The sequence below is a fragment of the Clostridium sp. 1001271st1 H5 genome (genome assembly GCF_005845215.1).
GTDB lineage: Bacteria > Bacillota > Clostridia > Lachnospirales > Lachnospiraceae > Enterocloster.
Genome location: NZ_SPHO01000007.1, coordinates 69,044 through 89,028 on the forward strand (window position 1 = coordinate 69,044; position 19,985 = coordinate 89,028).

The following is a 19,985-nucleotide window of genomic DNA, read 5'->3' on the forward strand; positions in this document are numbered from 1 at the left end:
CTCACATTATTTTACATATACTGGCTGGTCCATCTGTTGATATGATTGTAGCTTTACGGCAAAGGATTGTCAATAAAAAGAAGAGGCAGAATTATCTTCTGCCCCTTTGGGAGTAGCTGTCCGGCCGGTTTGGGACGGCCTGCCGTCCCAACGGTTACCGCTGAAACTCCTCCCGTGAAAAATATTCCTTTGTAGCCTTCCTGACCTGGGGTGCCAGCGCTACCATGGCAATCAGGTTGGGGATGGTGAGAAGCCCCAGAGCCACATCCTGGATGACCCAGACCAGCTCAATCTCCGCCAATGCGCCGATAATGCAAAAGCAGGGGAATACGTATTTAAATTTGTCGGCCACCTTTGTCCCGAATATGTAGTTCAGACCCACGAAACCGAAATACCACTGGCTCATCAGGGTTGTGGAGGAAAACAGCAGGAGACAGACAGCCACCACATAGCGCAGGGGTTCCCACACGCTGGCAAATGCATTGATGGCCAGCACATTTCCCGGCGCTCCCGAATCCAGCACGCCGGTAACTCCCAGCACCAGTCCGGTAATGGTACAGATGACAAAGGTGTCTAAGAAAACCTCCGCCACGCCTGTAATGCCCTGCTGCACCGGGTGGTCTACCTGGGCGGCGGAATGGATAACCGGCGCCGAACCCTCGCCGGCTTCATTGGAATACAGGCCCCTGGCAACACCCTTTTGCATGGCAATCAGCATGGAGCCCATGGCGCCGCCCGCCATGGCCCTGAGGCCGAAGGCTCCGGCAAAGATGTCTGCGAATACGCCCGGCACCCTGGTTATATTGGCAGCAATGATGAGAAGCCCGCCCACCACATAGATGAGCGCCATAGTAGGAACCAGCTTCTGGGCCACATGGGCCAGACGTTTAAGTCCGCCCAGTGTAATAACAAAAATAATGAATACAAGGGCAACTCCCGTGGTCAGATAGGGAACGCCGAAATTCTCCTTCATGACACCGCTTATGGTGTTGGACTGGATAAAGTTGCCTCCGATAATCTGGGTCACCATAAAGAAGGCGCACAGTACAGCCAGCCAGGGCGCGTGCAGTCCCTTTTTGATATAGTACATGGGACCGCCCACATAATTTCCCTCTTCATTCTTCTCGCGGTACAGCATACCAAGAATGATTTCACCGTACTTGGTAGCCATTCCCACAAAGGCAGCCACCCACATCCAAAAGATGGCTCCCATGCCGCCTGCCAGCACGGCCGTGGACACGCCCACAATGTTGCCGCTTCCCACGCAGGACGCCACTGCCGTACACAAGGCCTGGAAGGAAGATATGGTTCCTGCTTCTTTGGACTCCTTGTTCTTTGAGAGAATGGGCTCCCAGATTGTCTTTTTTATGATGTATCCAAAACGCCGTATCTGTATGCCTCCTGTTATGATTGTATATAAAAGCCCCACTCCAAGAAGCACAAACAACAGCCAGTTGCCCCACAGCCAGTCGTCAAAAGCCGTAAGAATCTGCTGAAGCTCTTTCATTCTTCCTTTCCTCCTTTAGTACCTGATTACCATTCCAGATAGATGGGATTCGTCCACGCGGTGCGGCCGTATTTGTCCACTGCCTCCACCCGTATATAGGTCTCATGGCCCTTTAAGGCGTATTCCGCATGGTTCAGGGTATCCTTAAACCTCTCCCCCAGAACCGTGGTCCCGTCATTGATGATATTTCCGCATACAAAGTTTACATGATTCACATTGGATGTGTCAATCCATACCTTGCCGTCCCGCACACCCCAGTCATATATCTCAGGGCCGGATGAGGAATAATAATTGCCGTCCATAAAGTTCTGCACAATGCCGTCATGGCTTAAGTCAGGGGACTGGACGCAAATCCAGCCGCCGCAGGAATCCTCAAACAGCCCCTCGTTGTGATTGTCATCACTGGCAAATGCATTGATTTTCTTTCCCATGCGCAGCATCCTGTCCCAGTACGTCACATCGTAACCCGTATTGGACTCCTGCACCGTATTGAAGTTAAAAATCTCCAGGGAGCTGATTCCCTCTGTGTAGATAAACTCATCCTCTGTCACCCGGCTCCAGATGGGGTGATTGTAGGTGGTGACGCAGCCATGGTCCCTCAGCATGTCGGCCACCTCCTGGGCAGCCTTTGGACCGGTCCACTCACCGAAAAATTTCATAGGGGGGATGTACTGCATGTGCCCGTAGGTCCCCAGGGGAGCTGCGTCCTGCATGGCCTGCGTACCCAGGATACCGTGGAGGTGATGTATCTTATAGCGCTCCCCTGTGCCCTTTGCCCGGTACAGCACCACACTGCTCTCCACCGCCGGCACTATGATGAACTGTTCCGTGTTGAACTGCTCCCGGTAGTCTGTAAATATGTCATGCTCGGAAAAGCACATAAAATGGTATCCGTTGTCCCTGTAAAGCTTCACGGACTGCTCCGGGGTGAGCATGCCGTCCGACACCGTGGTATGGCTGTGGATATTGCCTTTATACCAGTTTCCGCAATTTTTAAAACCATGATATTCCTTCATATATTCATACCGCCCTTCTTTCAAAATCAATGTGCCGGCTTACTCTGCCTTGGATGCTGCCTGGCACTTCTTGATACGGTGAATCAGGAATGTGGACACTCCCACACCAATGACCGCCCATCCAATCATGACGCTGAATACAATCCGGAAGCCAGCCATACCCGGATACCTGTCAAGGAAATTGCCGTACATTACATATGCAAATGCATTGGGAAGGTAGATAACCAGGGAGGCAAGGCTCATGGCTGCTCCTGTAATCTCCTTTGGAACCTTTACTTCATCCATAGGTGCAAAGAACACAGCCCTCATGGTGAATACGATGGCTCCGAAAGCCAGTGTGCATGCTGCTCCAATTACCCAGTTCCCGCCCTGTCCAAGCGTCTCATGAGGCACCATCAGGAACAGCGCCATGGCAATGATGCATACCACGAAGCCAGCGCGGATATGCTTTGCAGAGGATTTGTGCACCTTATCGGACATGAAACCTCCGATGGGTCCGCCTACCATCTTAAGGCCGTACTGGTTGATGATTCCGTACATACCCACGGCTGTTGCCGGAAGGAAATAAATCTGGTTCAGGAAAGGAATAAAATATGTAAGTCCGCAATAAATACAGTATACCGTAAAACCGTTCAAAGAAACAGCCCAAATGTCAATACTCCTGACCGCCTGCATCATACCGCCGAAAGCAGCCTGCGCCTTATTGACTTCCTTACCCGTTTCATCCACGCGTTTTTCGTCATTGGGAACAAAAATCAGGCAGAGTACGCCGGCTGCAGCCGTGACTGCTGATAAGAACAAGAGGCCGCCCCTCAGTGCTGCCGCACCCTCTCCCATGGCCTTGAAGATAGCCAGGGCAGTGGATGCAATGATGACGTCCACAATACCGCGCCCCATTTCCAGAAAACCGAACATACGTCCCTGTGTCTTCTCATCGCCTAAAAGCCTGATGGCCTTTAACAGTACGGGCCAGTATGTAACCTCTCCCAAGATAGCCATTACGCCGAAGGCAGCCAGAAAGCCCCAGTACCCGGGGAAGGTGGAAAGATATACGCCTACGATTCCAAGGCCAATCAGGGAACCGCCAATCATATATTTCTTGCTGAACATATCGCAGATGTAAATACCTGCTATCAGACCAATGGTCTGCACAATGCCGTAAGCACTTAAGGCGCCGCCGATTTGGGTATTGGTCAGGCCCATAAACTGCTGCATGGGTACATAGAACATGTCCTTCATGGACGAAAGCTTGAATGCAATACCTCCTGATAATGTGAGGATACAGAACACCAGCCAGCGGTTGGGTGCTGCTTTTACGATTTTCGCTCTTGTTTCATTACTCATATCTATTAAATCTCCTTTCGTTGTGTGTATCCGGTACCCACTCCCTAAACGGTACCTGTCATTCCCTGCAGGACCGCTTCGCCCTGCTACAGACATAGTATATCTGTTTTTAATTGGGTTTTCAAGTTAATTCGCAATAATATCAAATTTTTTCGCAATTATACTAAATTTTTTGTTGGCTTTTTGTGCATTTCGCATCTATAAAATTGCGAATATGTTGGTTATAATGAAATCGGTCCTTTTAAACACAAGTTTTTCCCAATGTTTTTTTGCAGGGGCAAAGAGGCGATTTTGGGATTAACTTGGGAATCATTGCATTTTTTACTTTTCCATTTTGGGATTTTGGGATATAATAAGTTATGATTGACTAATTAAGAAAAGCATCAGAAGGGAGGGCTAAAACATATGCTGGCAAAACAGCGATACACTAAGATTCTGGAGCTTTTAGATAAAGACGGAATCGTACATACAGCCGAACTGGTAAAGCTGATGGGCGTTTCCTCGGAAACCATCCGCAAGGACCTGGAGTATCTGGACAGCCAGGGACGCCTGTCCAGGGTACACGGAGGCGCTGTCCCTATGGATACAGGAAAATCAGCAGATATTCCGGGGGGATACATTTCCCTGCAAATCCGTAATTCCCAGAACCTGGAGCAAAAGGCAGCCATCACCTCAAAGGCAGCGGGCATGGTAAATGAAGGCCAGGTCATTGCCCTGGATTACGGAAGCACCAGCCAGATGATGGCGCTTGTATTAAAGGAACGGTTCCGCAGCCTGACCGTTGTGACAAACTCCATTCAGAACGCTCTGATGCTGGCTGAAAATCCGGGAATTACCATCATCCTCACAGGCGGTATTCTGAACCGGGATGAGTATACCCTGGTCAATGAATTCTCCTCTACCCTGGAAAGCATCCACATCGACATCATGTTCATGACCGTAACAGGCATTGACCCTGTTATCGGATGCACGGACCAGAGGCTGAGCGAGATACGGATTCAGAACCAGATGCACCGTTCTGCCAGCCGTACCATTGTGCTGTCTGACTCCACTAAGTTCGGAAAAGCCAGCCTGCTTAAAATTTGTCCCTTTGACGAGGTGGATACCATTGTGACAGACTCAGGCATCTCGCCGCAGATGGAAAGCAGGATTCGCGGGACCGGGGTCAAGCTAATCATTGCATGACAGTGGGTATACCGGGACAGAACAGCACAAGCAGTATGGATGAACAGCACAAAAATGTACAAACAAACCAATGACAGAAAGGCGGAACATCATGAATGTATTTGATATCCTGGGGCCGGTGATGATTGGCCCTTCCAGTTCCCACACGGCCGGAGCTGCCAGAATCGGCAGGATAACCCTGGCCCTGCTGGGCGCACCTGCCGTAAAGGCGGACATTTTCCTCCACGGCTCCTTTGCAAAGACATATAAGGGCCATGGCACGGACAAGGCATTGATTGCAGGCATCATGGGAATGGCCACGGACGACAGCCGCATACGCAGGGCGCCGGAGCTGGCTAAGGAACAGGGCCTGGAGGTCAATATTGCCACAGGCGATATTGACGGAGCCCATCCCAATACGGCCAGGGTTACCCTGACCGATGGCGCGGGCAACACAGTCTCCCTTTTGGGAAGCAGTATCGGCGGCGGCAACATACTGGTAACGGAAGTAAACGGCATGGAGGTGTCCATCACAGGACAGCACACAACCCTGATTGTGCTCCACCGAGATGCACCCGGCACCATTGCGTCTGTCACCGAAGTCATGGCCGACGCAGGGGTGAATATCTGCAACTTCCGGCTGTCCAGACAGAGCCGGGGCGGCGAGGCCGTGATGACCATTGAGATTGACGGCAGTTTCGGACCGGAGCTGAACGAGAAAATCAAAGTGCTTCCCAATATTTTCTCCAGCACCATGCTTCAGCCCATATAGCTGATAAAAAACCACAATAACAGGAGGATTTATATTTATGGAACCTGAATTCAATTACTCCTCTGTGGCATCCATTGTGGCTGCCGCCGAAAAAAGCGGCCTTCCCATCTCTGCCATTGTACTGAAGCAGCAGGCAGAGCAGATGGAGCAGACAGAGGAATCCATATATGAACATATGCGGAACAATTACCAGGTCATGGCCCAGTGCATTGAACCCGGCTGCAATAAGGACCTTCGCAGCACCAGCGGTCTGACCGGAGGCAGCGCTTATAAGATGCGCAGGATATCCGAAAGCGGGAAAAGCCTGACCGGCTCCTTTCTCTCCGGCGCCCTGTACCGCGCCCTGGCTGTCTCGGAACTCAATGCTGCCATGGGTCGGATTGTGGCCGCACCCACAGCAGGCAGCTGCGGCATCCTGCCTGCTGCCCTTTTGACCATGCAGGAAGAAAAACAGATTCCGGAAAGAGACTGCGTCATGTCCCTGTTCACTGCATCTGCCGTAGGCATGGTTATTGCCAACAATGCCTCCCTGGCAGGCGCCCAGGGCGGATGCCAGGCCGAGTGCGGTTCTGCGGCAGCCATGGCTGCTGCTGCCATCGTGGAACTGGCAGGCGGTACCCCGAAGATGGTGGAGCAGGCCATTGCCATTGCCATCAAAAACATACTGGGACTTGTATGCGACCCCGTAGCGGGTCTGGTTGAGATTCCCTGTATCAAGCGCAATGCCTCCGGCGTGGCAGGCGCCTTTGTGGCAGCCGAACTGGCCCTGGCCGGTATTGAGAGCGCCATTCCTGCCGACGAAGTCATCTGGACCATGAAAAAGGTAGGCGATGCCATGTCCTCCTCCTTAAAGGAAACAGCGGAAGGCGGCCTGGCTGCCACCCCTACGGGAAGGCGGCTTCATGAACAGGTCTTCGGCACTGCCCGCGAGGCCGGAAGCGGATGCAGCGGATGCGGAGGATGTTCCTCCTGAAGCGGATGATTTCTGCTGCAAAAACAGGGAACAGACCAATGAAATGATTGGGGTCTGTTCCCTGCTTTTTTTATCCTTCTTTTATTTCCGGCTCAGCTTCTGTTTCCAGCCCTGTCCGCCCTATTTCCCGCTGTTTACAGGAATTCCGTTAAAGAGCTCTGCTATCTCAGGCGTGACCCTGTTCTTAATAAGCAATCCGCCCACTCCCACTTGGTTCTCTGTCCTTATGGTACAATAGGGGCCTCCCTCAACTGTCTCGCAAAGATAATTCATGCGGCAGCTGTCATCCTCTGCAATGGCTCCCATCAGCAGGCGGATGGATTGGGAGTCCTCAAATACAAGGGTACCGTCTTCCCGGTAGTTAGGGTTGATTTTCTGAAGTTCCTCCAACTCCTCTCCCTCCGGCAGTTCTCCCTTCCGGTCATAGAAATAATTCTGCACCTCAAATGCAATCCGCTCCACCTTTTCAGGCGCCAGGTAAGAGCCAGGCTCCATGCCCTGTTCCTTCAGAAGTCCAATGGTCCGCTTAAAGGATGGGTATACCGGCCAGTACTGGCATACATCTTCCACCTGATACTGTGCTATATTGCCAAATGCCGACCTGGCTTTCTGGCGCTGCTGCAGGAGATAGCTGTTTTCCTGGTCCGTCATAAATGCAAGGCTGCCCACAGGCATCTCCACCAGCCGTTCCTCCACGGTCAGCTCCCTCATGTCCTCCTGGTAAGCCGCAAGCACAGCCTCCTGTACCCGGCTGTCCTGGCTCACCTCCGTGACACAGTCAGCCTCCCTGTACATAACCTGGCTTACATGTCCGGGCTCCTGGTTTAAAATCCTGTACACGCCCTCCTTGTAGGCGTCCTGTCTGTACAGGGCCGCATAGGCATCCAGCACAGCTGACAAGGGCAGGGAGTAGGAGCGTCTCACCTCACGGCCGTTTGCCAGGCGGTAGCACACCGTCATACTGGTGTCGAATTTTTCCTGCTCTGAATCATCTCCTTTGCCGTTCTTCATGGCCACAAAGATGGAGGTGGGACCGTCCGCCCCGCCGATATAGCTGACGGAGCCGGCTGCACCGGGATAATAGCCGCCGGCCCCCACCGCTGCCCTGCGTATGCCCAGCCGCTCATCTCTTTGCTCCAGGGCGCGTTTCCTGCCCTCTCCCACCATGGATAACACAGCCTCTTTGTCGGTAAGCACCATGGTTTCTTCTATATATTCATAGGGGTCCGCATATCTTATCTGCAGCTTTCCCTCACTGTCTGTTTCAAAGGTCTTATCTGAGAGCCAGTTGGTGTCCACGCCGATGTCCAGGCTGGCGGACAGGATTTTTTCTCCGGACGGTATATAGGAATCGTAGCCATACCAGTCATACCGGAAGCTCAGGAATACCAGAACTCCCGCAGCCAGGCACAGCCCCAGCTGCATTTTATGGCAGAACATCTTCTTAAAATCAAAGTGATAGATGATTTCCACAATACAGTGGGTCAGCACCACCGACACCATGGTTCCGAATAATCCCCAGCGCAGCCTGCTCTGCAGCGACCAGAAGAACATGCCTCCGGCCAATCCGATTCCCAGTACCAGCAGTATACGGATGGGCGGCATGGACTTCTTAAATGCCATTGCTTTGCCTGCAGCCTCTGACGGACGTTTACGGTACAGCCCCAAATCCAGTGTGGTGACAGCCAGAAATGCCAGGACCGTACAGATGAGCTCCGGAACATGTTTTGTCAGTTCGTTCATCTTCCAGCCAAAGGAATTGATATACACGCTGAACGGGGACAGATACTTGACACCCCACATAAAGGGCGACTGTTCTGAACTCCACAGGTATCTGGCCGTGGTGACGAAAAATGTTCCGCAGTACCAGCACAGGAGCAGCATGACTCCCGGCAGCAGGAAATAGAATACGCCTGTTCCCAAAACGCCTACCACTATATTTCCGGTCATCATCATGGCTGCCACGGCTGTGGCGTACATCAGGGCGTAATACAGCATATTAAGTGCCCATCCACCGGCCATGGCTCCCAGTATCCCGCCCGCAGGCACGCCGTAGGATAAGGCCACGCCCAGGAGCAGCAGCAGATTAAGCCCATAGGCAGCGCCCACAATGAATATGCCTCCTGAAAACTGAGCCCCGAACAGGGCCTCACGTCTCACCGGGATGCTGTGGTAAAAGTCCACTTTTTTCTTGTTATGCAGATAGGCAAAGCCGGACACGCCCATAACCACTGCCGCGGTTATCATCAAAAAGGCAATCATCCCGTTTCCATACTCCACACCGCTTAACACAACCTCTGTCTTCAGTTCCAGAAGCCTTTCCTTGTACTGAAGGTCAGACATGGTGCCGTCCTGGACAAATGGCATGTAATCATTGTACCTGTAGTAATTGGTATTGGCTGCGTTCTCCATGTTCAGGGCCAGCCCAATGGGAAGGGTGAAGAAAAATGCCAGAAACACCAGCGCAATGGCCCACAGCCTTCTTCTGAAATCCTCCTTTAGCAGCTTAAAGTATAAGCTTCCTGATGTCATAACCAGCCACCTCCGTTTCACTGATGAATATTTCTTCCAGGGACAGTGGGATGCACTCAAAAAATACCGGCTCATAGGAAGCCATGACAGCCTCCACCTCGCCCCTGCTCCCCCGCACCGTGATGGTGCAGAGACTTCCTCTCTGTTCCACATTTACCATATCAAGGGCCGTCAGGTCCTCTGGCTTCATATCCGGTTTAAGGACGCACTGGACCTTGTGGATGTTAAGCTTCATGTCATCCAAATCCTTTGACAGAAGGATGCCTCCCTTGTGGAGCAGACCCACATGGTCGCAAATGTCCTCCAGCTCCCTCAGGTTATGGGATGCAATGATGGGGGTCAGGTTCCTGTCCTCCATATCCGCTGCAAAAATGCTCTTCACCGCCTGGCGCATTACCGGGTCCAGCCCGTCAAAGGTTTCATCGCAGAACAGGTAATCCGTGCCGGCGCACACGCCGCAGATGACAGAAACCTGCTTTTTCATGCCCTTGGAAAATGTGTGAATCTTCCGCTTTTCATCCAGGCCGAAATTTCCCATCAGCTTGTGGAAACGGGCCTCGTCAAATCCCTGGTACACCTTCTGGTAATAGCGCATCATCTCCGCAGGAGTGGTATTATTAAAGAAATACTGCTCATCCGATATATAGAAAAAACGCTTCTTTGCCGGGATATTCTCAAATACCTCATGCCCGTCAATGGTTATGCATCCCTCGTCTGGCTTTAACACGCCGCTGGCCAGCCTCAAAAAGGTGGACTTTCCGGCCCCGTTGGTACCGATGAGCCCGAACACGCTGCCATCCCGTATGGTGGCACTTATGTGGTCCACTGCCACGATATCGTCAAACCGCTTTGTCAGGTTCACTGCTTCAATCATTACTCTCTCCCCTTTCCATGGCATGATTCCGGCAGGCCGTATCAATCATTTCCTTCATCTCTCCTGCTGTGACGCCTACCTTTATGCCTTCCTCCACAGCGGAGTTAAAATGTCCCTTCCATTCCCTCAGGATTCCAGCCTTCATCCGGCTGTTATCCGCCACAAAGCTGCCCTTGCCTTTGATGGAATAAATATATCCCTGGCGCTCCAGCTCCGTATACGCTCTCTGGATGGTATTGGGATTGATGGACAGCTCTGTGGCCAGGCTGCGCACAGATGGAAGCTGTGCATCCTGCGGCAGGGCGCCCTTAAACATCAGTTCCCGGAGCCGCTCCGCCACCTGCTCATACAGCGGCCTGCTGTCCCTGTAATCCAGTACAATCATCCCGTCCTTCCCCCTCTCCCTTTTTGATGCCGGGATTCCCGCCCGCAGCCTGTATGGCTCTTGCGTCAGGCCGCGGGCCGGGTTTCCTGTTTTTCCTGGTGTTCTATCTGTATTAAGTATATTAATACAGTTATCTTCCCCATTAGATTACCATAGTCTTCCAAGATTTACAATTAAAGATTTTCTTAAGATTCATTTTTTGGTATACTGGTGTAAGAACGACTCAAGGAGGTCAGCCATGTCCAACACCATGTTTTTCAACCTGCTTTTAAACATAGGTCTTCTGGTACTCATAGCCACCATGCTCACCAAGCTTCCCATGGTGCGCTCCATGCTCCTGGAGGACAGCCACGCCATGGGCAGCAGAGCAGCCCTGGCAGTCATCTTCGGTCTGGTCAGCATTTTTTCCACCTACACCGGAGTACGCGCCCAGGGCGCCATTGTCAACACCAGAGTCATCGGCGTGCTGGCGGCAGGGCTTTTAGGCGGTCCCTATGTGGGAATCGGAGCCGCCGTCATAGGAGGGCTTCACCGGTACCTTTTCGACATCGGAGGTTTTACCGCGGTGAGCTGTGCTGTCTCCACCTTTGTGGAGGGCCTTATCGGTTCCGCCTTTTCCAGGCGTTTTAAGGCCGGCAAGATTGACGGGGCCGGGGTATTCCTTATTACGGCCCTGGCGGAGATTGGCCAGATGGTTATCATCCTTCTCATCTCCCGCCCCTTCCCGGCTGCCCTGGACCTGGTGCGCCTCATAGCCTTTCCCATGATTATCATGAACGCCCTGGGCATGGTTGTGTTTCTTGGCACCTTTAATATGGTATTCATGGAGGAGGACAGCCAGTTTGCAGAAAAGATACGGCTGGCCATGGGCATTGTGGACCAGAGCCTGCCCCACCTGAGAAAGGGCCTCTACAGCACCGCTGATATGGATGCCACTGCGGACATCATATACCGGTCCACTGCCTGTGCAGCCGTGATGATTACAGATACCCAGAAAATTCTGGCCATGAAGGGGGAAGCATGGTACGATGTCCTCCGGGATGAGGCTGTGCTGGCGCCTATTCTAAGCTCCATCCATGACAGAAAGCCCACCACCTTCTCCTATGCGGAAAAGTCAGACCCTCTGTACCATATTCTGAAAAACCATATCATTGTTGCCGCCCCTCTCATTGAGATGGACAAACCAGTGGGAAGCCTGACCATGATGGTGAAGAAGCATTGGCACACCTCCCAGTCCAACCTGGATTTTGCCTCGGAACTGGCCCGCCTGTTTTCCACCCAGCTGGAGCTGTCAGACCTGGATTATCAGAAGCAGCTTCGCCGCAAAGCGGAGTTTAAGGCGCTCCAGTCCCAGGTAAATCCCCACTTCCTCTATAATGCGCTGAACACCATTTCATGTGTATGCCGGGAAAATCCGGACCGGGCCAGGGAGCTGATTCTCACCCTTTCCTCCTACTACCGCCAGGCCCTGGAAAATGACCAGTACATGCTCAGTCTCCACACGGAGCTGTACCATGTGGCCAGCTATCTGGAACTGGAACAGGCGCGGTTTGAAGAAAAGCTGGCTGTGGAGCTGGATGTGGAGGACGACCTTAACTGCAAGGTCCCTTCCTTCATCCTGCAGCCCCTGGTGGAAAATGCAGTGCGCCACGGCGGGGACAGGACCGGCGCCCGCCATGTCTCCATCAGCGCCCACAGTGTGGACGGCATGGCAGAAATTGCTGTGTCCGACCACGGACAGGGCATCCCCCGGGAAGTGGTCTTAAGTCTTTACACGGGCCTTGGAAAGGGCGTGGGCCTGTCCAATGTACATAAGCGCCTGAAAAGCATATACGGAGAAGATAACGGCCTGAAGATAGAGACTTCGGAGTCCGGTTCCAGGGTCTGGTTCAGGATACCTCTGGAACCGGAGGAAAGCCCTGACCCATCCAGGAAAATCAAACAGGAGGTTTCATGCAATGAAGATAGCTGTGATTGATGACGAACGTCCCGCACGAAAGGAACTGGTCCATCAGATTCTGGACGCCATGCCGGACAGCCAGATTGAGGAAGCCGACAGCGGCGCCTCTGCCATTGAACTCATCAGCCGGCAGACATTTGACCTGCTGTTCGTGGATATCAATCTGGGGGACATGGAAGGCACCACTCTGGCGGCAGCTGCCAGACGCATTCTTCCCGACGCCCAGATTGTGTTTGCCACCGCTTACTCCCAGTATGGAGTCAGGGCCTTTGAGCTGGGCGTGAACAACTATATCCTAAAGCCCTTTGACCCGGACCGTGTGCGCCGCGTTTTGGAAAAATGCCAAAAGGACCTTCGGAAAAACCAGACCCTTACTGCTTCTGATATCCAGTCCTGCATCGAACCGTACAGGCAGACCTCATATGCTGTCTCACAGGAAACAGGAGAACCCGCTGCAGCTGCCTTTCCCTCCGGCCGCATGGCCATTAACATAAACAGGACCATTATACTGGTGGATATACAGCAGATTGTATACATAGAAACCGCGGGAAGGAGCTGCATCATCCACACCACTGAACGGGACTACACGGAAAATCTGCTTTTGGGAGAATATGAGAGGCGTCTGGCCTCCCATGGTTTCTGCCGTATACACAAGAGCTATCTGGTAAACCTTAACTATATCACCGAACTGTTCCCCTGGGCCAACAACAGCCTGGCCGTGAAGATGCAGGGGTATGAGAAGAACATTCTTCCTGTGAGCAGGGAAAAATCAAAAATGCTGCGCCAGCTCATTGGATTCTGATTCCTCTACACGCAATCCCGGGCAAACCGCCATCCGTTTATGAACCTTTTTCTACTGTTTGCGCACCCCTCCACACAGTTGGTACAAAAAATATTCACTTTTCCTCCTATTATTGTATAATTATGACAAATACAAGAAATACATAGGAGGTAGGTATATGATTAGTTTTTTTGTATGTCTGGCAATTTTAATTATCGGATTCATGTTCTACAGCAAGGTGGCTGAAAAGGTATTTGGCCCGGATGACAGAAAGCCGCCGGCATTGTCCATGACAGACGGAAGTGACTATGTGCCCATGGGAACCCCCCGTATATTCCTGATTCAGCTGCTGAACATTGCTGGTCTGGGGCCCATCTTCGGAGCACTGGCCGGCGCCTGCTGGGGCCCCAGCGTATTTCTGTGGATTACCTTCGGTACACTATTAGGCGGAGGCGTCCATGACTATATGGTAGGCATGATGTCCATGCGCCACAAGGGAGCCAGCGTGTCTGAGCTGACAGGTACATATCTGGGCAACGCCATGAAACAGGTTATGCGTGTATTTTCCGTGGTCCTTCTGGTACTGGTAGGCGTAAGCTTTTCCACCGGCCCCGCCAACCTGCTTGCCATGCTGACCCCCAATGTGCTGGATGCCAAATTCTGGCTGGCAGTGGTATTGATTTATTACTTCATAGCAACCTTTGTTCCCATTGATAAGGTTATCGGAAAGATTTATCCTGTGTTTGGAGTCTGCCTTATTGTCATGGCGCTGGGCGTGGGAGGAGCCATCATACTCGGCGGCTATCACATTCCTGAGATTACCCTGTCCAACCTGCATCCTGCAGGCACCCCTATATGGCCCACCATGTTCATCTCTGTTGCCTGCGGCGCCATCTCCGGTTTCCATGCAACCCAGTCCCCACTGATGGCGCGGTGTCTTACCAATGAAAAGGACGGCCGCAAGGTGTTCTACGGAGCCATGGTAGCGGAAGGTGTCATCGCCCTTATCTGGGCCGCTGCAGGAGTTGCATTCTATAACGGCACCGGCGGTCTGTTAGAGGCACTTGGCAACGGACAGTCCAGCGTTGTATATGAAATCTGCTTCAAGCTCCTGGGACCTGTAGGCGCTGTCATCGCCATGATTGGCGTTATCGCCTGCCCTATCTCTTCAGCAGATACTGCTTACCGCAGTGCAAGGCTGACCCTGGCGGACTGGTTTAAGATTGACCAGAAGCCCATTAAGAACCGTCTCGCCTTAACCGTTCCGCTGCTGGCCGTTGGCGCTGTCCTGACCCAGGTGGATGTACAGGTGGTGTGGAGATATTTCTCCTGGAGCAACCAGACACTGGCCATGATTGCCCTGTGGGCTGCCAGCGTGTATCTGTTCCGCAGAAAACGTTTTTACTGGCTCACCGCCCTTCCGGCCACCTTCATGTCGGCTGTTTCCTGCACCTATATCCTCATGGCAAAGGAAGGCTTCCAGCTCTCTACCGCCATTGCCTATCCAGCCGGCATCCTCTTTGCCGCCGTATGCCTGGGAACCTTTGTGTACACCTGCGTGATGAAAAAAGGAAAGAACGCAGACAGCCCTGCTGTTGAAGAGCCCTATGCAGTTTAAGAGAACCAGTATACCTTGATTCATATAAAAGAAGCGCTGTCCACGGCCGGTTCTGTCCGGCCATGGGCGGCGCCCTTTTTCTGTTATATTCTTCCCTGCTTTCTATTTATCTCCGGGCCTCTTCCGGCTGTCAAAATACACAAACCGGTCAATGGCATCCAGAATATCCTTAAAATCCTCCCTGGGAGCCAGGTCAATGTAGGCCCTCAGTATCTCCTTCTCCCGTTCCTTAAAGGGACCGTAAAATATATCATAGAGATTATGGCCCCTGAGATAGGTGCGCACCTCTTCCATGTGGTCCTTCATATCCTCCGGGGATGAGAAATCCCGTCCCAGCACTTCCATCAGCTGCTGCCCGCTGCGAATGCGGTACAGATATTCCCGCCATTTGCCGTAGAGTGTCCCATAAAAGGCATCCTCGCTTTCCACGATTCCCAGACGGACCATAACAGCCGGATTAAAGAAATAATTCTCAAAGGAATAATACTTTAAAATCAGCACATTCCTCCGGGTCACCTTGGGCAGGCGGTCCACATCCTCCCTATTGCGCTCGTCATAATACCTGCACAGCTGCGATGCCAGCTCCTCCGGGTCCCTGCCGTCCCCATCCCGTATCATCAGAAACTGGTCGCGCAGGTAGACCTGGTTCATATACTTTAAATTGGCATAGGTCTTTATGTTGGTGCAGCTGTTCGTAGTGATGATGGAAATACGGTACAGATTCCCCTCCTCATTGTATATCTCGGAATAATACTTCTCCAGAAGCAGCGGCAGGCGGCTCTTATCCTGTTTTCCCTCCACGATAAACACAAAACTGACATTTAAAAGGTCATTGGCCCCGTATCCCAGGTCGTCCAGTATCCCGCTCATATTAGTCTTGGGGCGTACCACTGAATACCGCTCCTCATCCAGCACCACCTGCCGTATCTGGCGTATACTGAAATTAAACAGCAGGTCCGGGCTGTGGGTCTTAAAAATCACCTGGTTTTTCTTGGACAGACGGTACAGAATCTCACTGCAGGTCTTCTGAAGCTGGGGATGGAGGAAAATCTCCGGGTCCTCCACCACAATAATGCTTGGAATCCTGCCCGGTTCACTGATATAGGTTTCCAGCAGGGACAGCATATAAATGCTGCGCATACCCTTTCCCATCAGCTCCACCGGCTTTACGCTGCCCCTCTGGCGGTTGTGTGCCGTTACCTCCACGGTGAAAAGCTGGTCCGCATCACAATTCAGGGTATACTGTATCTCCTCATATCCGCCGTTTTTAAAGAAATTCTCATTGACCTTCCTGGAAAACCCGCTCAGGTTCAGCTGATATATCTTAAACTCCAGCAGGCGGGCCGTCTCAAAGGCAGTAAGCTCTTCCGGCTTTTTCTGATTAACCAGGCCAATGCATTGGAAACAATGGTTGCATTTCTTTGCCCGCTCAAACATGCAGCTGCCGGAGCGCAGTCTCCGCAGTTCCTCGTCCTCCTGGAACATCAGCAGGTCGTTCTGCAGCTGGTTCAGCTCCCGCTCCGCATTGATACGGTAGATGCGCGGCATTACCATATGGATGTAGGGGTTATTCTTCCGGTACAAATCCTCGTAACGCACCCTGCCGTCCTGGTTCACGTGGAAGGTAAAGGACAATTCCCCATTCTGAAAGGAGGGCAGCCGCTCAGAAAACACCCTGCGCCACACATCATAGCGCCTGTACTGGCTGACAACACCCATATGGTGAAACAGATGCAGGTCCTCCTCCTCTATGGAAAAACAGGCGTCAATCCGTATAGCCTGGCGGTTCTCGTTAAAATCCCTGTCCTGAATCTCATAGCAGCCGCACACTGCGCAGACTGCATCCAGCACCGAGGTCTTTCCTGTATTATTTTTTCCAACGAAAATCAGCGCCCTGTCAATATCACGGATTTCCATGCTTCGGATGGATTTAAAATTATGTATATGCAGATAGGTGAGCTGCATGGGAGCCTCCTTTCTCCGGGTGTGTATTGTTACTATGAGTATACGTCATTAAAAGGCAGGGCACAAGCCCGTTTTTACCGGGTGCGCCCTGCCTTTTATTTTGTTTTCTGGCCTTTTTGTTTACATGCTACTTCTCCGCCTGTTCTTTCTCTGTCCCTTCTTTCTCTGTCCGTTCTTCCCCAGCCTGCTTTTCCCTGCTGTCTTTTTCTTTTTTCTTCCCTGTATTATCACCGCGGAAAATAAAGACACTGCTTCCCGGACGGTTCCTGCCTCCGCTCCTACGGCCCGCCCTTTTGGCGATGAGAACAGCCGCCGCAATTATGACAGCCAGCACCAGCAGGACGGGACTGTTGGAAGCCAGCCACACAATCAGGTCAACCGCGGCCTCCGTCAGGTTGTTCAGACTCCGGTTAAAGCCTTTCTGAATCCTGGTTCCAATGCTGTCAGGCGCAGTGGGGGTAAGGTCCTTTACCTCCATCATATAGATGGACACCGTACTGTAGTCCACCTGGTTGTCATAGAGACGCAGCTGTGATGTGTAGGACTCCAGCTCATAGCGTATTTCCGACAGCCGTGCTTCCAGCGCCACCACGGCATCCAGCGTGTCCGCCTTCTCCAGCAGGGCCCAAAGCCGTTCCTGTTCAATCTCCAGTGACTTCTTGCGGCTCTGTACATCTGAATACTGAAGGGTCACATCCGTCACCTGTTCCTGCTTGCTGGTCACATTTCCGGCGCCCTCCACAATCTCCACAAAGCGGTCCAGTTTGTCAGCCGGAATCCTGGCCTTGATGTCTGCATAACGCTGCTGGCTGCCGCCGTAAGAGCTGACGCTGATTCCCGACACATCAGATGATTCCACGTAACCGCCCAGCTCCCTTACTTTGCCGGTAATCTGTGAGAGGACACCGTCAAAATCCCTGGCCTCCACGTTCATGCTCACATCCCGTATCAGCTTCCTGCCTGCGTCCGCCAGACTGCCCATATCCGCTGTGGACGAAATCCCGCTTCCGCTCTCCTGCATTTCTGTGCCGGCGTCTTCTTCCGGCAGAGCCTCCATGTACTGCCCTGCCCCCGCAGTCTCCACATATCTTGCAGCCGCCGCAGTCTCCGCCCTGGCAGATGTGTTGGCCGACTTGCTTGCACAGCCTGACAGTGAAAGCAGTGAGATGACCGCCATCAGGACAACGGCCGCCCCCAGTCTTCCTGAATGTCCCATGTTCCATTTTTTCATAACCCATCCTCCTTTATGGCTTCATGTTACCATGAAAAAATCAGCCTTTCAATGGACGTAAATGAGACTTAAGAAACAGTAGGAAATATTAAGAAATACCGGCCCGCGGGCTTCCAGAACCATCTTCGCCACGCAAAAGGAACCGGGCAGCCGACCTTTGGGGTCAGCTGTCCGGTTCCCATTCTATGGCGCTATCCCTCCGCCCCAGGGCAGAGTGACGGTTTAATTGGAATTATAACTGGGGACCAGCAACAACCAGTGCCTTTCCTGCTTCATTGCCCTCATATTTTGCAAAGTTCTTTACAAAACGCTGTGCCAGGTCTTTTGCTTTTTCCTCCCACTGGGAAACCTCTGCGTATGTATCACGCGGGTCAAGAATCTTCGGGTCTACCCCTGGAAGCTCGGTAGGAATCTCAAAGTTAAAGAATGGAAGCTGCTTGGTTGGAGCCTTTGCAATGGAGCCGTCAAGAATCGCATCAATGATGCCGCGGGTGTCGCGAATGGAGATACGCTTGCCTGTTCCATTCCAGCCGGTGTTAACAAGGTATGCCTTTGCACCGCTCTTCTCCATTCTCTTAACAAGCTCCTCTGCATACTTGGTTGGATGCAGTTCCAGGAAAGCCTGTCCGAAGCATGCTGAGAATGTAGGTGTTGGCTCTGTAATTCCACGCTCTGTACCGGCAAGCTTTGCTGTAAATCCGGACAGGAAATAATACTGTGTCTGCTCAGGAGTCAGAATGGATACGGGAGGCAGTACGCCGAACGCATCTGCTGACAGGAAGATAACATCCTTTGCAGCCGGAGCAGCTGATACCGGACGAACAATCTTCTCAATATGGTCAATCGGATAGGATACACGTGTATTCTCAGTCACGCTCTTGTCATCAAAGTCAATCTTGCCGTCAGCGTCAAGTGTAACATTTTCCAAAAGGGCATCACGCTTGATTGCATTATAGATGTCAGGCTCGGAATCCTTATCCAGGTTGATTACCTTTGCATAGCATCCGCCCTCGAAGTTAAATACGCCGTTGTCATCCCAGCCATGCTCGTCATCACCGATAAGAAGACGCTTGGGGTCTGTTGAAAGAGTGGTCTTGCCTGTTCCGGAAAGTCCGAAGAAGATAGCGGTATTCTCACCGTTCATATCTGTGTTGGCAGAACAGTGCATGGAAGCAATGCCCTTCAGAGGCAGATAGTAGTTCATCATTGAGAACATACCCTTCTTCATCTCTCCGCCGTACCATGTGTTCACAATAACCTGCTCGCGGCTGGTGATGTTGAACATTGCAGCTGTCTCGGAATTCAGGCCCAACTCCTTGTAATTCTCTACTTTTGCTTTGGAAGCATTATATACAACGAAATCAGGCGTGAAGTTTTCCAGTTCCTCTGCGCTTGGCTGGATAAACATGTTTTTTACGAAATGAGCCTGCCATGCAACCTCAACAATGAAGCGGATTGCCATGCGGGTGTCTTTGTTTGCTCCACAGAATGCATCTACGACAAACAGTCTCTTATTGGAAAGTTCTTCCAGGGCAATCTTCTTTACCGTATCCCATGCTTCCTGGCTGGCTGGATGGTTATCATTCTTGTACTCATCCGTTGTCCACCATACAGTGTCCTTTGAGTTCTCATCCATAACAATGAACTTGTCCTTAGGGGAACGACCTGTGTAAATGCCAGTCATGACGTTCACTGCGCCAAGCTCGCTTACCTGGCCTTTTTCATAACCCTCCAGAGTTGGCTTTGTCTCTTCTTCGAATAACATCTCATAGGAAGGATTATAAACAATTTCTGTGGTTCCGGTAATACCATACTGACTCAAATCTACATTTGCCATCATTCATTTACCTCTCTTTCATTTTA

The 19,985-nt window shown here is 51.9% G+C and carries 15 protein-coding genes; 6 read left to right on the forward strand and 9 right to left on the reverse strand.

Annotated features, from left to right (window positions below; genetic code table 11):
* Positions 1-154: 154 nt before the first annotated feature.
* The 3 genes from FGS84_RS12390 to FGS84_RS12400 are packed head-to-tail and all read right to left on the reverse strand — an operon-like array spanning position 155 to position 3,867.
* The gene (locus FGS84_RS12390) at positions 155-1,507 is read right to left on the reverse strand and encodes an alanine/glycine:cation symporter family protein (RefSeq protein WP_138308679.1); all 1,353 of its coding nucleotides are present in this window, start codon (positions 1,505-1,507) and stop codon (positions 155-157) included.
* Between the two features lie 26 nt (positions 1,508-1,533).
* Complete coding sequence (locus tag FGS84_RS12395; protein WP_138308681.1) at positions 1,534-2,523, reverse strand: CehA/McbA family metallohydrolase; 990 nt, start codon at positions 2,521-2,523, stop codon at positions 1,534-1,536.
* 39 nt (positions 2,524-2,562) lie between these two features.
* Complete coding sequence (locus tag FGS84_RS12400) at positions 2,563-3,867, reverse strand: MFS transporter (protein ID WP_138308683.1); 1,305 nt, start codon at positions 3,865-3,867, stop codon at positions 2,563-2,565.
* A 405-nt stretch (positions 3,868-4,272) separates the two neighbouring features.
* Here FGS84_RS12400 and FGS84_RS12405 point away from each other — a divergent pair, with 405 nt between their 5' ends.
* The 3 genes from FGS84_RS12405 (at position 4,273) to sdaAA (ending at position 6,776) form a co-directional block, all read left to right on the forward strand.
* Positions 4,273-5,052 carry a DeoR/GlpR family DNA-binding transcription regulator gene (locus FGS84_RS12405; RefSeq protein ID WP_138308685.1) on the forward strand — a complete coding sequence of 260 codons (780 nt, stop codon included), beginning with the start codon at positions 4,273-4,275 and terminating at the stop codon, positions 5,050-5,052.
* 91 nt (positions 5,053-5,143) lie between these two features.
* Positions 5,144-5,803, forward strand: a complete 660-nt coding sequence (gene sdaAB / locus FGS84_RS12410) for an L-serine ammonia-lyase, iron-sulfur-dependent subunit beta (protein ID WP_138308687.1) — start codon at positions 5,144-5,146, stop codon at positions 5,801-5,803.
* A gap of 37 nt (positions 5,804-5,840) precedes the next feature.
* A complete protein-coding gene (gene sdaAA / locus FGS84_RS12415) occupies positions 5,841-6,776 on the forward strand; it encodes an L-serine ammonia-lyase, iron-sulfur-dependent, subunit alpha (RefSeq protein WP_138308688.1) in 936 nt (311 codons plus the stop codon).
* A 120-nt stretch (positions 6,777-6,896) separates the two neighbouring features.
* Here sdaAA and FGS84_RS12420 read toward each other — a convergent pair whose 3' ends face one another.
* From FGS84_RS12420 to FGS84_RS12430, 3 genes are read right to left on the reverse strand one after another with little or no spacing between them, the layout of a single operon-like run.
* On the reverse strand, positions 6,897-9,308 hold the full coding sequence (locus tag FGS84_RS12420) for a DUF6449 domain-containing protein (RefSeq protein WP_138308691.1): 2,412 nt from the start codon (positions 9,306-9,308) through the stop codon (positions 6,897-6,899).
* On the reverse strand, positions 9,283-10,182 hold the full coding sequence (locus FGS84_RS12425; protein WP_138308693.1) for an ABC transporter ATP-binding protein: 900 nt from the start codon (positions 10,180-10,182) through the stop codon (positions 9,283-9,285). Before FGS84_RS12425 ends, FGS84_RS12420 begins: the two co-directional genes overlap by 26 nt.
* Positions 10,175-10,567, reverse strand: coding sequence for a GntR family transcriptional regulator (locus tag FGS84_RS12430; protein WP_138308696.1), 393 nt, complete (start codon positions 10,565-10,567; stop codon positions 10,175-10,177). Before FGS84_RS12430 ends, FGS84_RS12425 begins: the two co-directional genes overlap by 8 nt.
* Before the next feature lie 238 nt (positions 10,568-10,805).
* Between FGS84_RS12430 and FGS84_RS12435 the strand changes: the two genes are divergently transcribed.
* From FGS84_RS12435 to FGS84_RS12445, 3 genes are all read left to right on the forward strand, one after another.
* Positions 10,806-12,545, forward strand: coding sequence for a LytS/YhcK type 5TM receptor domain-containing protein (locus tag FGS84_RS12435; RefSeq protein ID WP_138308698.1), 1,740 nt, complete (start codon positions 10,806-10,808; stop codon positions 12,543-12,545).
* On the forward strand, positions 12,526-13,329 hold the full coding sequence (locus FGS84_RS12440; RefSeq protein WP_138308700.1) for a LytTR family DNA-binding domain-containing protein: 804 nt from the start codon (positions 12,526-12,528) through the stop codon (positions 13,327-13,329). The genes FGS84_RS12435 and FGS84_RS12440 overlap by 20 nt, the downstream gene beginning before the upstream one ends.
* A gap of 157 nt (positions 13,330-13,486) precedes the next feature.
* Complete coding sequence (locus FGS84_RS12445; protein ID WP_138308702.1) at positions 13,487-14,926, forward strand: carbon starvation CstA family protein; 1,440 nt, start codon at positions 13,487-13,489, stop codon at positions 14,924-14,926.
* 102 nt (positions 14,927-15,028) lie between these two features.
* Here FGS84_RS12445 and FGS84_RS12450 read toward each other — a convergent pair whose 3' ends face one another.
* The 3 genes from FGS84_RS12450 to pckA all read right to left on the reverse strand — a co-directional run bounded on the left by FGS84_RS12450 (position 15,029) and on the right by pckA (position 19,959).
* A complete protein-coding gene (locus FGS84_RS12450) occupies positions 15,029-16,891 on the reverse strand; it encodes an AAA family ATPase (RefSeq protein WP_138308704.1) in 1,863 nt (620 codons plus the stop codon).
* A 127-nt stretch (positions 16,892-17,018) separates the two neighbouring features.
* Complete coding sequence (locus FGS84_RS12455) at positions 17,019-18,122, reverse strand: DUF4349 domain-containing protein (protein ID WP_138308706.1); 1,104 nt, start codon at positions 18,120-18,122, stop codon at positions 17,019-17,021.
* A 232-nt stretch (positions 18,123-18,354) separates the two neighbouring features.
* Entirely contained in the window at positions 18,355-19,959 is a 1,605-nt protein-coding gene (gene pckA, locus FGS84_RS12460; RefSeq protein ID WP_138309025.1) for a phosphoenolpyruvate carboxykinase (ATP), read from the reverse strand.
* Positions 19,960-19,985 lie beyond the last annotated feature (26 nt).

Excerpts from the sequence above, each read along its gene's own strand:
- FGS84_RS12420 (WP_138308691.1), bottom strand. The coding sequence starts at position 9,308 with ATGACATCAGGAAGCTTATACTTTAAGCTGCTAAAGGAGGATTTCAGA.
- FGS84_RS12445 (WP_138308702.1), top strand. The coding sequence starts at position 13,487 with ATGATTAGTTTTTTTGTATGTCTGGCAATTTTAATTATCGGATTCATG.
- FGS84_RS12425 (WP_138308693.1), bottom strand. The coding sequence starts at position 10,182 with ATGATTGAAGCAGTGAACCTGACAAAGCGGTTTGACGATATCGTGGCA.
- FGS84_RS12400 (WP_138308683.1), bottom strand. The coding sequence starts at position 3,867 with ATGAGTAATGAAACAAGAGCGAAAATCGTAAAAGCAGCACCCAACCGC.
- FGS84_RS12440 (WP_138308700.1), top strand. The coding sequence starts at position 12,526 with ATGAAGATAGCTGTGATTGATGACGAACGTCCCGCACGAAAGGAACTG.
- pckA (WP_138309025.1), bottom strand. The coding sequence starts at position 19,959 with ATGGCAAATGTAGATTTGAGTCAGTATGGTATTACCGGAACCACAGAA.
- FGS84_RS12450 (WP_138308704.1), bottom strand. The coding sequence starts at position 16,891 with ATGCAGCTCACCTATCTGCATATACATAATTTTAAATCCATCCGAAGC.
- FGS84_RS12390 (WP_138308679.1), bottom strand. The coding sequence starts at position 1,507 with ATGAAAGAGCTTCAGCAGATTCTTACGGCTTTTGACGACTGGCTGTGG.
- FGS84_RS12405 (WP_138308685.1), top strand. The coding sequence starts at position 4,273 with ATGCTGGCAAAACAGCGATACACTAAGATTCTGGAGCTTTTAGATAAA.
- FGS84_RS12395 (WP_138308681.1), bottom strand. The coding sequence starts at position 2,523 with ATGAAGGAATATCATGGTTTTAAAAATTGCGGAAACTGGTATAAAGGC.
- FGS84_RS12430 (WP_138308696.1), bottom strand. The coding sequence starts at position 10,567 with ATGATTGTACTGGATTACAGGGACAGCAGGCCGCTGTATGAGCAGGTG.
- FGS84_RS12435 (WP_138308698.1), top strand. The coding sequence starts at position 10,806 with ATGTCCAACACCATGTTTTTCAACCTGCTTTTAAACATAGGTCTTCTG.
- sdaAA (WP_138308688.1), top strand. The coding sequence starts at position 5,841 with ATGGAACCTGAATTCAATTACTCCTCTGTGGCATCCATTGTGGCTGCC.
- sdaAB (WP_138308687.1), top strand. The coding sequence starts at position 5,144 with ATGAATGTATTTGATATCCTGGGGCCGGTGATGATTGGCCCTTCCAGT.
- FGS84_RS12455 (WP_138308706.1), bottom strand. The coding sequence starts at position 18,122 with ATGAAAAAATGGAACATGGGACATTCAGGAAGACTGGGGGCGGCCGTT.